13 protein-coding genes and 1 pseudogene are annotated in these 14,468 nt (G+C 74.2%); 7 read left to right on the top strand and 7 right to left on the bottom strand.

Annotated features, from left to right (window positions below):
• Nucleotides 1–993, bottom strand: a complete 993-nt coding sequence (locus tag ACZ5D2_RS21950) for an AfsA-related hotdog domain-containing protein (RefSeq protein WP_468931255.1) — start codon at nucleotides 991–993, stop codon at nucleotides 1–3.
• Between the two features lie 106 nt (nucleotides 994–1,099).
• The gene (locus ACZ5D2_RS21945) at nucleotides 1,100–2,089 is read right to left on the bottom strand and encodes a helix-turn-helix transcriptional regulator (RefSeq protein WP_371681547.1); all 990 of its coding nucleotides are present in this window, start codon (nucleotides 2,087–2,089) and stop codon (nucleotides 1,100–1,102) included.
• Nucleotides 2,090–2,304: 215 nt separating this feature from the next.
• On the opposite strand from ACZ5D2_RS21945, the gene ACZ5D2_RS21940 reads away from it, so the two are divergent.
• Entirely contained in the window at nucleotides 2,305–2,508 is a 204-nt protein-coding gene (locus ACZ5D2_RS21940; protein WP_331733218.1) for a hypothetical protein, read from the top strand.
• Between the two features lie 198 nt (nucleotides 2,509–2,706).
• Here ACZ5D2_RS21940 and ACZ5D2_RS21935 read toward each other — a convergent pair whose 3' ends face one another.
• Nucleotides 2,707–5,088 (bottom strand): helix-turn-helix transcriptional regulator, encoded by a 2,382-nt coding sequence (locus ACZ5D2_RS21935; RefSeq protein ID WP_468931250.1) that lies wholly within the window; start codon nucleotides 5,086–5,088, stop codon nucleotides 2,707–2,709.
• Nucleotides 5,089–5,331: 243 nt separating this feature from the next.
• Here ACZ5D2_RS21935 and ACZ5D2_RS21930 point away from each other — a divergent pair, with 243 nt between their 5' ends.
• Nucleotides 5,332–6,747, top strand: coding sequence for an MFS transporter (locus ACZ5D2_RS21930; RefSeq protein ID WP_468931248.1), 1,416 nt, complete (start codon nucleotides 5,332–5,334; stop codon nucleotides 6,745–6,747).
• Here ACZ5D2_RS21930 and ACZ5D2_RS21925 read toward each other — a convergent pair.
• Complete coding sequence (locus tag ACZ5D2_RS21925; RefSeq protein WP_331733228.1) at nucleotides 6,710–7,729, bottom strand: AIR synthase-related protein; 1,020 nt, start codon at nucleotides 7,727–7,729, stop codon at nucleotides 6,710–6,712. The two genes, ACZ5D2_RS21930 and ACZ5D2_RS21925, sit on opposite strands and share 38 nt — an antisense overlap.
• Nucleotides 7,726–9,108 (bottom strand): crotonyl-CoA carboxylase/reductase, encoded by a 1,383-nt coding sequence (ccrA, locus tag ACZ5D2_RS21920; protein ID WP_371681548.1) that lies wholly within the window; start codon nucleotides 9,106–9,108, stop codon nucleotides 7,726–7,728. The genes ACZ5D2_RS21925 and ccrA overlap by 4 nt, the downstream gene beginning before the upstream one ends.
• Nucleotides 9,109–9,343: 235 nt before the next feature.
• Between ccrA and ACZ5D2_RS21915 the strand changes: the two genes are divergently transcribed.
• The 5 genes from ACZ5D2_RS21915 to ACZ5D2_RS21895 all read left to right on the top strand — a co-directional run bounded on the left by ACZ5D2_RS21915 (nucleotide 9,344) and on the right by ACZ5D2_RS21895 (nucleotide 13,174).
• Nucleotides 9,344–10,921, top strand: a complete 1,578-nt coding sequence (locus tag ACZ5D2_RS21915; protein WP_331733232.1) for an acyl-CoA carboxylase subunit beta — start codon at nucleotides 9,344–9,346, stop codon at nucleotides 10,919–10,921.
• The gene (locus tag ACZ5D2_RS21910) at nucleotides 10,918–11,124 is read left to right on the top strand and encodes an acyl-CoA carboxylase epsilon subunit (RefSeq protein WP_266845078.1); all 207 of its coding nucleotides are present in this window, start codon (nucleotides 10,918–10,920) and stop codon (nucleotides 11,122–11,124) included. The genes ACZ5D2_RS21915 and ACZ5D2_RS21910 overlap by 4 nt, the downstream gene beginning before the upstream one ends.
• Nucleotides 11,125–11,267: 143 nt before the next feature.
• Nucleotides 11,268–11,492, top strand: a complete 225-nt coding sequence (locus ACZ5D2_RS21905) for a DUF5988 family protein (protein ID WP_266845079.1) — start codon at nucleotides 11,268–11,270, stop codon at nucleotides 11,490–11,492.
• A 162-nt stretch (nucleotides 11,493–11,654) separates the two neighbouring features.
• Entirely contained in the window at nucleotides 11,655–12,314 is a 660-nt protein-coding gene (locus ACZ5D2_RS21900) for a TetR-like C-terminal domain-containing protein (protein WP_468931241.1), read from the top strand.
• Complete coding sequence (locus ACZ5D2_RS21895) at nucleotides 12,314–13,174, top strand: alpha/beta fold hydrolase (RefSeq protein ID WP_468931238.1); 861 nt, start codon at nucleotides 12,314–12,316, stop codon at nucleotides 13,172–13,174. The genes ACZ5D2_RS21900 and ACZ5D2_RS21895 overlap by 1 nt, the downstream gene beginning before the upstream one ends.
• Nucleotides 13,175–13,230: 56 nt before the next feature.
• Here the strand turns inward: ACZ5D2_RS21895 and ACZ5D2_RS21890 are convergent, their stop codons facing one another.
• Together ACZ5D2_RS21890 and ACZ5D2_RS21885 are read right to left on the bottom strand one after the other, a co-directional pair.
• Nucleotides 13,231–14,043, bottom strand: coding sequence for a polysaccharide deacetylase family protein (locus ACZ5D2_RS21890; RefSeq protein WP_468931235.1), 813 nt, complete (start codon nucleotides 14,041–14,043; stop codon nucleotides 13,231–13,233).
• 245 nt (nucleotides 14,044–14,288) lie between these two features.
• A pseudogene (locus ACZ5D2_RS21885) lies at nucleotides 14,289–14,468 on the bottom strand (2-oxoacid:ferredoxin oxidoreductase subunit beta); the annotation flags it as partial.

Here is a 14,468-nt window from a genome sequence, read left to right as displayed (position 1 = left end):
TCAGTGGTCCTCCACGACCACGGTGGTGGCCTCCAGGACGGTCCGGCCCGCCTGGGTGAGCGTGAGGGTCAGCGGAGCCGTGCGCCGGCCCGCCGCGTCCCGGCCCGGCCGGCCGGACACCGCGGCGCAGCGCAGCGGCAGGTCGGCCTCGGCGTACCCGCGGACGTGGACCTGGAGCGAGGCGAGCATGCTGCGCCCCGGCGCGAGGCCGTAGCCGCGCCCGACGGCGAGCAGGGAGGTCTGGCGCAGGGATTCCAGCAGGGCCGGCGCGGGGACGTGCCCGTCGCGCGCGGTGGCGTCGCCGAGCCAGTGCGGGGGCAGGGCCACACCGACGGACAGCCTGCCGTTGTGGGGTCCGACGGGGCCGCGCAGCAGGACGTTGTCCGGATCGCGGCGCCCCACCTCCTCGGCGTCCACGGGGGCTCCCGGGGGCGTCTGCCGGTCGGTTCCGGACGCCGCGCCGAGCGCGGCCAGCCGACTGTGCTCGCGGTGGTTGCGGTGCACCATCGGGGCGAGGAAGACCAGGTTCGCCGTGCCGGTGCCGCACGGCACGTCGTCAATCTCCAGGGCCGTGCGGAACTCCAGCGCGCGCGGCACCCCGTCGATGACCTTGTCGGGGCGCACGCCCATGGTGGTGGTCAGCTTCCCGGGGGCGGCCCCGGGCCGGGTGCGCCACAGACCGATGTCGCCCACCTCGACGCCCACCCGGTAGAAGATGCCGGTCCGCTCCGCGGGCACGCCGAAGTGGGTGCGGCCGATGAACTCGCCGACCTCGCGGAGCATGTCGGCCGCCGCGACGACGTCGTGGAAGTGCCCGGGGCCCTCGTCGAACAGCGGGTGGCCGGAGGTCAGGTCGCCCATCAGGACGAACTCCTCCGCCACGGGCGGCACGGCGGCGCGGCCGTGCCGCTCCCAGGGCTGCGGACGGTGTACCAGGTGCCGTGCGGCGGTCCCGGCGGTCGTCGGTCCCGCGGCGATGACGGCGGTGTCCATGGCTGGCCCCTCCCTCCGGCCCCACCGGGTGCTGAGGCCGCACGCACCAGGCTGCCGGGGGTCCGGCGGAGGGAACCAGCCGTGGAACCTGGCAGGTTGCTGTCCGTCAGCTAGTACCCAGCCCGGCGGCATCTCCCCCGTCCGCGCCCGAGGGGGCGAAGTCGGCGTCGAGGAGCCCGTAGAGCGCGACGTTCACACCCGTCTGGAACCTGCTGGTGGACTCCATCTCCTCCATGATCCGGGCGATGTGGCGGCGGCAGGTGCGCACCGACATGCCGAGCCGGCGGGCCACCATCTCGTCCTTGTGGCCCTGTGCCATGAGCCGGATGATCGACCGCTTGAGGTCGTCGGCGATGTCGGCGGTGTCGTCGCCTCCGGGCGCGAACGGCGTGGCTCCGGCCCACATGTGGTCGTAGACCTTGCACAGGAAGGCGACGAGCGTCGGCTCCCGGACGACGATCGCCCCCGGGAAGCGGCCCTCCACGTGCTGCTCCGGGAGGAACGCCACCTCCCGGTCGTACACCACCATCCGGTCGATCACCTCGTCGGTGGTGCGCACTTCGGCGCCCTCGCCCGTGATCGCGCGCACGTAGTCGGCGGTCGCGAGGTCGCTGCGGACGGTGTGCTGGTACAGGTGTTTGATGTCGACGCCGCGCCGGAGCCGGTCGAGGGCCTTGGGCCGGGCGGCGTCCATGCGCTTGGCGTTGCGGGACCCTCCCGGCATGGCCGTCAGCAGCTCGTGGCGGCAGCGGGCCCCGCACTCGTCCAGCATCGACTGGAGCACCCCGACGTCGCTGACGACGTCGAAGGCCTCCGTCTGATTGCGCCGGCGGCGGTTCTCGAAGTACGTCGGCAGCAGCGCCAGCATCTGGGTCTTCACCCCGGTCACCGACTGCTGCATCTCGCGGATCTCGGCTTCCACCGGTCCCACGAGGTCCGCGGCCGCGGCGTCGGGACTCACCGGCACCAGCGCGTCCGGGCGGCCCGGCATCGGGCGCAGCAGCCGGAACGTGCCGAGCGCCTCCTCGACCCGGACGGCTTCCGCCTCCGTCAGGTTCAGCGCGGACGCGATCTCGGTCCGGACGAAACGACCCAATCGGACGGCGTGTTGATAAGCGGACGCACTGGCATCGTCCAACTCGCCGAACTCGGACCCCTGTAGGGAACTCCCCGACATCCCGTTGCCACCCCCGTTGTGCTGACAGGACTTGCTGCCAGGCAACTTTACGCCTCCCCTTTTTGCTTGGAACGGGCCGTGTCCGCTGGTCAGGATGTTCCTGCAAACGAAAGTTGTCGACACGGGGGTTAGACATGAACAGCGTTTCCATGCGAAAGACCGTCACCGCAGTCGTTCTCCTGTTCGGACTGTGGGGAGCCGCCGCCGGCGCCGCACACGCCTCCGAGGCCGGGAACAAGACCGTGGTGACCGCGCCGGACTCCATCAGCAAGCTGCGCGTGAGCCTGCCCGTCCTCAACTGCCCGCAGGACGACGAGTGGCACGTCGGCTGCCCGTGAGCCCCATCCTTTAGCAGGCCACAAGCGCGCGGGGGCAGGATCCGGAGCACGGGCTCCCGGATCCCCCGCCGGTAGAGCCGGGCCGTTCGCCCCGCTGCGTTTCGGAAAAACTTTTCCGAAAACAGCGGGGCTTCGGCGTGAAAGAGATAGGGATCGCACAGAAAACATACTGCCCGTGGCACTTGCGCACGGCAGTTGTCAGCGGTAATTGGCGCTGAGTCCGACAATATGTGCCACCTGCGCGCGGGAATTCATACCGAGCTTCTTGAAGATCCGGCTCATATACGTCTCCACCGTTTTCACACTGATGTCCAGCCGAGCCGCGATCTGTTGGTTCGTACGGCCTTCTCCCACCAGCCCGGTGACTATGCGCTCCCGTTCGCTGAGCAGGGACATCCGGCTCGCGTCCAGCGGTCCCGTCGCGTGCTCCCCGATGCGGCGCTCCGCCTCCCGTGCGGCGGCGGCGAGAACGGGCACCTCGGTCTGTTCCGCCAGAGCGGCCGTCAGGCGGATGCGCGCCCGGGCCCCTTCGGCGTCCCCGGCCGCCACCGCGGCCTCCGCGAGGCCCAGGGCCAGCAGCCCCGCCAGATGCGCCTGCCCGTGGTCGAGCGCCGCCGCCAGACCCCGCTCCAGGTGCCGCCGGGCCCGCTCCGGCCCGCCCAGTTCCGTCTCGGCCGCCCCCAGCCAGCGCAGCGCCTCCAGGCAAGCCGCCGGCTCCGTACCGCCGGGCCGGAGCAGCAGGGTCTGCGCCGTGTCCGCGGCCGCCCGGGCGGACGGACCGTCACCGGCCGCCGCGCACGCGGCCGCCAGCAGCGCGTACGCGAGCCCCCGCGCCCCGGGATCGTCGGCCGGCGCGGTGCGCAGGGCCTGCTCGGCCGCGCGCCGGGCTTCCTCCGGGTCCGCTCCCGCCCCCGGCTCCAGGGCCAGCGCCGCCCGTTCCGCGTCGGCGGCGGGCCCGCCCGGGGGCAGGCCGCCGTCCCCGTCGAGCACGGACCGGGCCTGCGCGTGACGGCCGCTCCATCGCAGGGCGCGGGCCTGCCACACCGCCGTGTCGGTCCGGCCGCCGGGCAGCCGGTCCTCGTGCGAACGCGGCCCGGTCTCCTCGTAGCCGCGTACCGCCTCCTCCAGGCGGCCCGACAGCACCAGCGCCTTGTTGAGCAGGAGGCGGACCTCCACCGGTACCGGGCCCACCGCCATCACCCGGCGCAGGGCGGCGGCGGAGCGGGCGGGCCGGGTGTACAGGCCCCCGCGGGCGCTCAGGGCCAGGGCGCGGATGTCCTCCAGGCCGATCCCGGCGGCGTGTTCGAGGTGCGCGGCCAGCGTCCGGCGGGCCCCGGCGGCCCCGGCGTCGCCGTCCTCCGGGCCGTCCTCCGGGCCGTGCTCCCGGCCGTGCTCCCGGCCGTCCCCCGGGCCTTCCCGCAGGCCTTCCCGCAGGCCCTCCCGCCGGCCGTCCTGCGGGCCGGTCCCCGTACCGGCCTCGGCCCTCAGCGCCTCCAGGGCGCGCCCCAGCGCCGCACTGCGCCAGCCGGCCCCCGAGGCGTGGTGGATCAGCGCCCGTACCGCCGGACGGACGAAGCAGAACCGCGTACCGGCCGTGCCCTCGGGCCGGACCAGCCCCTCGGCGTGCAGTTCGTCGAGTCCGGCCAGCGCGTGCTCCACCGGCACGCCCGCGGTGTGCGCGAGCGCGCCGGCGGTGAACGGGTCGCCGAGCAGGGCGGCGGCGCAGGCGCAGCGCCAGCCCAGGGAGGACAGCGTGTGCAGGTCGATCGAGTCGGGCGCGAGCACCGGCGGTATGCCCGTGGCCAGTTCGGCCGTCGCGTGGAAGGACGGGCCGGGCGCGGCGCCCCGGGCCAGGGCGTGCACCAGCCCCGGCACCCCCGCCGCGTCGCGCAGCACCAGCTCGGCGGCGAGCGGCGGCGTCCCGGCCGGGAGCAGGGCGCGGGCGTCGGCCGCGGGCAGCGGGCCCAGGGCCAGGTGGCGGACGCCGGGCGCGTCGTACGGCACGGCCGCCAGGTGGCGGCCCCCCGGCACGGAGCGGTGCGCGAAGACGGTCAGCACGGCGCCCTGCGGGGGATGCCGGACGAGGTGGTCGAGCAGGTCGAGGACCTCGGGGCCGGCCCGGTGCACGTCGTCCAGGACCAACAGCGTCCCGCGCTCCCCCAGCAGCCCCAGCAGGACGCGCAGGGCACGGACCGCCGCACCGGGGTCGGGCCGTTCCGCCGCTCCCGGCAGGGTGGCGAGGGCGGGGAGTACGGGCGCGAGCGCGCGCGTGCGCGCCTCGCCGAGCCGTTCGAACAACGTGCCGTCGGCGCGGGCCAGATGGTCGTCCAGGGCGTCGACCACCACCTCGAAGGGCCGGGTCCGGCCCGCCCTGGGCACCCGTCCGGACGCCACCGTCCACCCCTCCTCGTGCGCGATGGCGGCCAGTTGCCGCAGCAGGCGGCTCTTGCCGCTCCACGGCTCGCCGGTCAGCCGGACGAACCGGGGACCGTCGGCGGCCAGCCGCAGCTCGCGGTGGAGGACCGCGAGGTCCCGCGTCCGGGCCGCCGTCAGCGGCTGCTGCTGGTGAAGCACGGGCATCCCCCTCGTGTGCGCGTTCCCCCTCCGGCAGCCTCGCCGACCGGCTTCCCCGCGCACACCCCCGCCGGACCGTCACTACCTGCATGTCAGCTACTGCGGAGGGCTACCGGCGACCCCGGTGCCGGGTGTCGGGGTGTTCCCTGACGGGCCGTCCGGGGCGGGCGCCCGGGGACCGCCGCGACCTGCGGAAAAGGGGAGAAGCACCGACTGGTGGGGCGGGCCCGGCACGGCGACGATCGGGGCATGTCCGCCCGTACACGTCTCGGTTACGCCTCCGGCTCCCTGGTGACCGGAGCCTTCAACACGCTGCCCGGTCTGCTCCTGCTGCCCTACCTCACCGACACCCTCGGCATCGGCGCCGCCGTGGCGGGGGCCGTCGTCCTCGTCCCGAAGGTCTGGGACGTGCTGCTCACCCCGTTCGCGGGGCGGATCAGCGACCGGACCCACGGCCGTTGGGGCCCTCGGCGGGGCCACGTCCTGGGCGGGGGCCTCGGTGTGGCCGCCGCCTTCGCCCTGATGTTCGCGGGGGCCGCGCGGGGGTCTGCGGGGGCGCTGTGGGCCGCCGCGGGCTTCCTGCTCACCGCGACCGCGTTCGCGTTCTTCCAGGTGGCGTACGCCGCCCTGCCCGCCGAGATCGCCACGAGCGCGCAGGACCGGGTGCGGCTGGTGGGGGGCCGGGTGGCCGGCATCGCCGTCGCCGCCCTGGTCGCCGGATCGGCCGCGCCCGCCGTCGTCGAGGCGGGCGGCGGGGGGCTGTCCGGGCACCGCTGGGCCGGACTGTTCGGCGCCCTCGTGGTCGCCGTCGGGACGCTCGGCGTGTTCTTCGGGACCTCCCGGGCCACCGCGTCCGGCGCGCCGCGCGAGGCGCCGCGGGACGCGGGAGAGCCGCGCGCTGCCGGACCCCGCGCGTGGTTCGCCGTGGTGCGCGGCAATGCCGACTTCGCCGCGCTGCTGCGCGGGGCGACCGTCCTCGTCGTCGGCACCGGGGTGCTGCTCGCGGGCTGCCCCTACTACGCCGAACACGTCCTGGAGCGGCCCGGGATGACGGGGGTGCTGGTCGCCGCGTTCGTCCTGCCGAGTCTGTTCACCACGGGCCTGTGGACCCGCGTGGGCGCCCGGTACGGTCACCGGCGGGTGCTCGCCCTCTCCTGCGCCCTGTTCGCCGGGGGCGCCCTGCTGCTGCCGGCCGCGCCCGTGCTGCCGCCGTTCTGGGCCCCGGCGGCGCTCCTCGTCGTCGGCACCGGGCACGCGGGGCAGCTGCTGTTCCTGTACGCGATGCTCGCCGAGTGCGCGGCCGGGGACGCCGTCCGCACCGGGCGCAGCCGGGCCGGTGCGATGTCGGGGCTGTTCAGCGCCGGCGAGGGGCTGGGCATGGCCGTCGGGCCGTTCCTGATGGGGCTGGTGCTGCAGTCGTCCGGCTACGTCTCCTCCGACACCGGGCACGCCACCGGCCAGGGCTCCGGCGCCGCGTGGGGCGTCCTGGCGGGGATGGGGCTGCTCCCGGCGCTGGCGACGGCGGCCGGAGTGGTGCTGCTGCGCGGCTTCCGGCCCGCGGCCCCGGCAGGTCCGGCGAAGGCGACGGCCCCCGCGGCTCCGGCGAAGGCGACGGCCCCGGCAGGGCTCACGCCAGCCGGGGGAAGGCCGCCGGTTCGGGTGTGACGGGCACGGCGCGGCCCTGGTCGCGCACCAGCTCGACCGCCGTGGCGCCGTCCTCGACGACCGTGCCGATCTCGGCCGCGAACCGCCCGTACGGGTGGCCGCGCAGCGCGGCCAGGACACCGTCCACCGCGTCCGGCGCGACGAGCAGGCACAGGCAGCTCTCGCTGGAGGCGTGCAGCGGGTCGACGGCCATGGCCTCCAGGGCCATCCGGGCCTCGTACTGCACGGGCAGCGCGCTCTCCTCGACGCGCAGGGTGTGGCCCAGTTCGCGGGCGTACGCGTGCAGCACGGCGGCCAGGCCGCCGCGCGCCACGGTGCGTACGGCCCGGATCCCGGCGCCGGACCCGGCCGCGCGGGCCCGCTCCAGCAGTCCGGTCAGCGGCGCGCAGCCGCTGGGCACCAGGCTCTCGAACCCGAGGCCCCGGCGCACCGACAGGATGTGGGCGCCGTGTCCGCCGAGCGGGGAACTGAGGACGACGCGGTCCCCGGGGCGGGCGTCGCGGGTGCGCAGCGGGGCGCCGCGGTAGGCGCCGATCCCGGTGGTGTGCAGGTAGACCTGGTCCGCCTCGCCGGCCCGGACGACCCGGACGTCCACGTCGGCGATCACCACGTCGGCCTCGCGGGCCGCGTCGCGCACGGAGCGGGCCAGCCGGTGCAGTCGCTCCAGCGGCAGGCCCGCCTCGACGACCGCCGACAGGGTCAGGGCCAGGGGCCGGGCGCCGGCGGCCGCGAGTTCGTTGACGGTGGCGCACACGGCGATCCGCCCGATGTCGCCGCTGCCGTAGAACGGCGGGTCGACGACGTGGGCGCCGCTCACCACGGCGGGCGGGTGCTGGCCCAGCGGCGGGCAGGCGCCGCGCACGTCCGCGAGGACGTCCTCCAGCAGGGCGCGCAGCTCACCGCCCGGGGGGAGCTCGTCGTCGTGGGCGAGGGCCACCTGGCCGCCGGGGAAGGCGGCCCCGGCGGCTCTCGTACCCGTCATCCTGTTTCCGGCAGCGTACGGCCGTCGCGGAAGCGGTTGATGGCGTCGAGGTGCTGCGCGCGCAGCTCGTGGTCGCGGATGCCGAGGCCCTCCTCGGGGGCGAGGGCGAGGACGCCGACCTTGCCCTGGTGGAGGTTGCGGTGGACGTCGTAGGAGGCCTGCCCGGTCTCCTCCAGCGGGTAGACCTTGGAGAGGGTGGGATGGATCCTGCCCTTGGTGATGAGGCGGTTGGCTTCCCAGGCTTCGCGGTAGTTGGCGAAGTGCGAGCCGATGATCCGCTTCAGCGACATCCACAGGTAGCGGTTGTCGTACTCATGCATGAAGCCGGAGGTGGAGGCGCAGGTGACGATGGTGCCGCCCTTGCGGGTGACGTACACCGAGGCCCCGAAGGTCTCGCGGCCCGGGTGCTCGAAGACGATGTCCACGTCCTCGCCGCCGGTCAGCTCGCGGATGCGCTTGCCGAACCGCTTCCACTCGCGCGGGTCCTGGGTGTGCTCGTCCTTCCAGAACCTGTAGCCCTCGGCGCTCCGGTCGATGACCGCCTCGGCGCCCATGGCCCGGCAGATGGCCGCCTTCTCGGGGCTGGAGACGACGCAGATCGGGTTGGCACCGCCGGCCAGGGCCAGCTGGGTGGCGTAGGAGCCGAGGCCGCCGCTGGCGCCCCAGATCAGGACGTTGTCGCCCTGCTTCATCCCGGCGCCGTTGCGGGAGACCAGCTGGCGGTACGCGGTCGAGTTGACCAGACCGGGGGACGCGGCCTCCTCCCAGCTGAGGTGGCGCGCCTTGGGCATCAGCTGGTTCGACTTCACCAGCGCGATCTCCGCCAGGCCGCCGAAGTTGGTCTCGAAGCCCCAGATCCGCTGCTCCGGGTCGAGCATCGTGTCGTTGTGCCCGTCGGCCGATTCCAGCTCCACCGACAGGCAGTGGGCGACGACCTCGTCGCCGGGGTGCCAGCGGTTGACGCCGGGGCCGGTGCGCAGCACCACACCAGACAGGTCGGAGCCGAGGATGTGGTACGGCAGGTCGTGGCGCGCGGCGAGCGGGGACAGCCTGCCGTAGCGCTCCAGGAAGCCGAAGGTCGGCAGCGGCTCGAAGATCGAGCTCCAGACGGTGTTGTAGTTGACCGAGGAGGCCATGACGGCCACCAGGGCCTCGCCGGGCCCGAGCTCGGGCAGCGGTACCCGCTCGACGTGCAGGGACTTGCGGGAGTCGCGGTCGCGGGTCGCGATGCCCGCGAACATGTCCGTCTCCGACTTGTGCACGGTCACCGCGCGGTACGACTCGGGCAGCGGCAGGGCCGCGAAGTCGGCGGCGGTGACAGCGGGAGAACCGCTGCCAGATGCGGTCGACGCGGCGATCGCGTCGAGGATTTCCTTCACAGTGGCCTCCGGCGGTTCGGACGTGACGTTCCACTGATACGCACCCCGGCCCCCGAAGTCCCGGGCGCGGCGCACGCAGTGGGGTCCGCGCGGGCCGGGTAGGGGGTGTCCCGGGTTCCGGGCGGAGCCGCCGGCGGTGTCCGGGTGCCGCGTGCAAGCCCGGCTTTAGCCCGCCGCCGGACGCTCGTCGCCGCGCACCGGCCGGACCGGCGCGTCTGCGTCGAAAGGGGTCCTCATGAGCACCCAGGAGGAGATCCGGTTCGCGTCACTGCGGGAACGCACGGCGGAGCTCGCCGACCTGCGGGAGCAGGTGGTACGCGGTCCGAGCGAGAAGGCGACCGAGGCCCAGCACGCCAAGGGCAAGCTGACCGCCCGTGAACGCCTCGAACTCCTCTTCGATGAGGGGACGTTCACCGAGATCGAGGGGCTGCGCCGGCACCGTGCCACCGGCTTCGGCCTGGAGTACAGGAAGCCGCACACCGACGGCGTCATCACGGGGTGGGGCCTGGTCCACGGGCGGACCGCCTTCGCGTACGCCCACGACTTCCGCGTCTTCGGCGGCGCGCTGGGCGAGGCGCACGCCCAGAAGATCCACAAGCTGATGGACCTCGCCGAGACCACCGGGGCGCCCCTGGTGGGCCTGTGCGACGGCGCCGGCGCCCGCATCCAGGAGGGCGTCACCGCGCTCGCCGGCTACGGCGGCATCTTCACCCGCAACGTGCGCAGTTCCGGGGTCATCCCGCAGATCTCCGTGGTCATGGGCCCGTGCGCCGGCGGGGCCGCCTACTCCCCCGCCCTGACCGACTTCGTCTTCATGGTCCGCGGCACCTCCCAGATGTTCATCACGGGTCCCGACGTGGTCCAGGCGGTCACCGGCGAGGCCGTCACCAGCGAGACCCTGGGCGGGGCCGACAGCCACGCGGGCACCTCCGGCGTCGCGCACTTCGCGTACGACGACGAGGAGAGCGCCCTGGAGGACGTGCGCTACCTGCTGTCGCTGCTGCCCGCCAACAACCGCGAGCTGCCGCCGGCCGCCGACACCGAGGATCCGGCCGGGCGGCGCTGCGAGCGCCTGGCCGACCTGGTGCCGTCGCGCCCCAACCAGGCGTACGACATCCGCGAGCTGATCGAGGAGGTCGTCGACCACGGGGAGCACTTCGAGATCCACGCCGGGTGGGCGCAGAACGTCGTCTGCACCCTGGCCCGGCTCGGCGGGCAGACCGTCGGCATCGTCGCCAACCAGCCGTCGTGCATGGCGGGCGTCCTCGACATCCAGGCGAGCGAGAAGGCCGCGCGCTTCGTGCAGTTCTGCGACGCCTTCAGCATTGCGCTGGTGACGCTGGTCGACGTACCCGGCTTCCTGCCGGGCGTGGACCAGGAGCACGGCGGGGTGATCCGGCACGGCGCCAAGCTGCTGTACGCGTACTGCAACGCCACCGTGCCGCGGATCTCGCTGATCCTGCGCAAGGCCTACGGCGGCGCGTACATCGTCATGGACTCCCGCTCGATCGGCGCGGACATCGCGCTGGCCTGGCCGTCCAACGAGATCGCCGTGATGGGCGCCGAGGGGGCCGCGAACGTCATCTTCCGCCGGGAGATCGCCGCCTCCGACGATCCCGACGCGGTGCGCCAGATGAAGATCAAGGAGTACCAGAGCGAGCTCATGCACCCTTACTACGCCGCGGAACGAGGCCTTGTGGACGACGTCATCGACCCCGCCGAGACCAGGTCCCGGCTCATCGACGCGCTGGAGATGCTGCGCGGCAAGCACGTGCCGCGCCCCAGCCGCAAGCACGGGAACCTGCCGCTGTGAGCCCCGCCGAGGCCCAGCTGCAGCAGGCGGCCTTCCACGTGGTGGGCGGATCCCCCACGCTGGAGGAGGTCGCGGCCATCGCCGCGCTGCTCACCGCCCGGATGATGGGCGCCGAGATCTCCCCGCCCGATCCCCGGCCGGCCCGTACCCACTGGCCCGTCGGGGACGGGGACTTCCGCGCCCCGGGGGCCTGGGCCTCGTAGGGCCGACGGGTTCCCCCCGGCCCGCGGATCCGGCGGATCCCGCGGGTCCTCCCCTTTAAGACCAGCTTTAGCGGCACCCCGGATCCTGTGCGGGCAGGCAGTGAGGCTGCTGCCTCCGCACCCGGCCGAAGGAGACGACGACCATGACAGTGCAGAGCCCGAACGTCATTCTCAGCGGCGGACCCGCGTCCAATCTCGAAGAGCTGGAGCGCGTCCGCTACGTGGAGGACACGAACGCGAAGGTGAAGGTCCTCAACGGGAACCGGTACGAACACTTCGAGCCCACCGGGGGCACCGTGGTGGACCCGGAGCTCGAACTCGAACTCCTCGTCTTCGCCTACAGCGGCCACACCTACATCGCCGAGTAGGCGCAGCGGCCACGCGGGAAGAGCCGACGGGAAGACCACGCGGGAGCCGTCCGGGCGCAGAGCGCGCCGGGACGGCTCCCGCCGTATGTGGCTGGACAACCAGAACCTAGACCCCCTAGGTTTCTGCCTGGATGATCTAGGCAACGATCGAGGGGGTGTCCCGTGGTACGCGCGGGGCTGAACGCCGCCGTCCTCGTGGCGGCGGCCGCCGCCATGGCGGACGAGGCCGGCATCGAGAAGGTGACGCTGTCCGCGCTGGCGCGGCGCTTCGGGGTCAAGGACGCGAGCCTGTACTCGCACGTGCGGAACCTGCGGGACCTGCGGGTGCGGGTCGCGCTGCTGGCCTCCGAGGAGATGACCGGGCGGATCGCGGACGCCGTCGCGGGCCGCTCCGGAAAGGACGCGCTCGTCGCCTTCGCCGACGCCTACCGCGCGTACGCCCTGGCGCACCCCGGCCGGTACGAGGCGACGCAGATGCGCTTCCGGCCGGAGGAGGTGGTGGACTCCGCCGCCCTGCGCCGCAGCGTCGAGCTGACCTACGGGATGCTGCGCGCCTACGGGCTCCGCGAGCCGGACCTGACCGACGCGGGCCGGCTGCTGCGCAGCGCCTTCCACGGCTTCGTCCACCTCGAACTCGGCAGCGGGTTCAACCACTCCCGCACGGTGGGGGAGTCCTGGGCGCGGTCGCTCGACGCGCTGCACGTGACGCTGGAGAACTGGCCGTCCCGCGAGGACGCGGAAGACGGCGCGGAAGACGGCGCGCCAGACCGCACGCGAGACCGCACGCGAGACGGCGCGCAGGACGACGGGGAGGACCGCTGATGGACACGCCCACCACCCACACCCTCAAGGTGCCCGGCGCGACCCTGTACTACGAGACGCGGGGCAGCGGCCCCGTACTGCTGCTGATCCCCGGGGGCGGAGCCGACGCCGCCGTGTACGCGGCGATCGCCCCCGCGCTCGCCGACGCCGGGTACACCGTCGTCGCCCAGGACCCGCGCGGCCAGTCCCGCAGCACCCTCGACGGACCCCCCGCCGGACAGCGGACCGCGGACTGGGCCGACGACGCGTGCCGCCTGCTCGACGTGGTCTCCCCGCACGAGCCCGCGTACGTACTGGGCTGCAGCGCGGGCGCGATCGTCGCGCTCGACCTGCTGGCCCGCCATCCGGAGCGGGTGCGCCGGGTGGTGGCGCACGAGCCGCCGCTGGTGGAGGTGCTGGAGGACCCCGCACCGTACCGGGCCCTGTTCGCCGAGGTCCGGGCGCTGTTCCTGGAGGAGGGCGGCGGACCCGCGATGAAGCGCTTCGGCGAGGGCCTCGGGGAGGCCCGGCCGGAGCGGGAGCCGGACGAACCGGCCCCCGAGGTACGGGAGATGATGCCGCGCGCGTACGGCAACATGCCGTTCTTCCTGGAGCACGTCCTGTGCCCCTTCACGGGCACCACTGCCGACCTTCCGGCTCTGCGGGAGGCCTCGGCACGGCTGGTCACGGCCGCCGGACGGGACTCGCGCCCGCAGCCCGCGCTGTACGGGCCGGCCCGGCGGCTGGCGGAGCTGACGGGGGCCGCCTTCGCCGAGTTCCCGGGCGGGCACCTGGGCTGCACGGAGCGGCCGCGGGAGTTCGCGGCCCGGCTGCTGGAGGTCCTCGACGACCGGGAACGCGTGGCCGCCGCGGCCCGGTGAGGGCTAGGCCGTCTCTTCCGGATCTTGTCGGTCAGGCAAGATCCGGAAGAGACGGCCTACGGGGTGGCGCGGACCGGGAAGGTGAAGGCGTAGCCCCGCGCGGTGAGCCAGGGCAGGTACTGCTTGAGCGCCGCGACCGTCTCGCTGCGGTCGCCGCCGCCGTCGTGGAACAGGACGGTCGGCTGCTGCGGCAGCTTGCCCTCCACGGCGGACACGATCGCCGACAGGCCCGGACGGCTCCAGTCCCTGGGGTCCACGCTCCAGCCCAGGGGCTGCATCCCGCTCTCGGTGGCCACCGCACGGCTGTCGGGGGTGAAGGCACCGCCCGGCGCGCGGTAGTAGTCGACGGCGACGCCCGGGACGGCCTTCTGGATCATGGCCTTGCCGTCGAGTATCTGCTGACGCTGGTACGCGACGGGCTTGTGGTCCATGGTCTCGTCGTGGTCGGAGGTGTGGTCGCACAGCCGGTGGCCGTCGGCGGCGACCGCGCGCACCAGGTCCGGGTACTTCCGGGCGTTGGTCCCGATCATGCAGAAGGTGGCCTTGACGTGGTTCTGCCGCAGCACCTGGAGGACCTGCGGCGTCCAGCGGGGGTCGGGGCCGTCGTCGATGGTGATCGCGACGTCGTGGCCCGGGCCCTGGGCGAGCCGGGTGATCGCCAGCGGGGTCCGGGCGGCGGTGCGGGCGGCGTCGTGCGCGCCCTGGGGGGCGGTGCGGGGCGTGTCGTGGGCGTCCCGGGCCGGAGTGCCGGCCGGGCCGTCCGTGGCGGCGAGGGCCGGCGCGGCGGCTGCCGCCAGGAGGCCGAGGACGGCCGCCGTCACGGCGGATCCCGCACGCCGACGACGTACGGAACTGGTGGTGATGCCCATGGACGCGCTCTTCCTTTGCGCTCGGCCCCCGGATCTCGTACTGCCGCTCCAGGCTAGGTCAGGCCCTTTCGGGACCGCCTCCCCCGAACGGCCCCCGGGGCGGGCCCGGGGCCGATGGAGCGCCCGGATCCGTTGGGGCGATCGGCCCGTGGCCGCCGGGGTGTGATTGGTCACGCCGGCGACCGGGGCCGGGTCCCGGTCACCGAGGGTGCCCGGGCCCGTACTCCCGCGCACCCTCGACCACCTCAGTCCGACGAGGTCACCGTCCAGGAATCGGTGCCGGTGAGGAGCGCCCCGAGGTCCGCCTTCCCGTACTGCTCCACCGCCGCTTCGAGCTGGTCGGCCATGAGGGTGTCGTAGACGGGGCGGGTGGTGTCGCGGAAGACGCCGATGGGGGTGTGGTGGAGGGTGTCGGGGTCGGCGAG

This window comes from Streptomyces sp. NPDC031479, from assembly GCF_055581065.1.
This window is presented reverse-complemented; position numbering and strand designations above follow the sequence as displayed.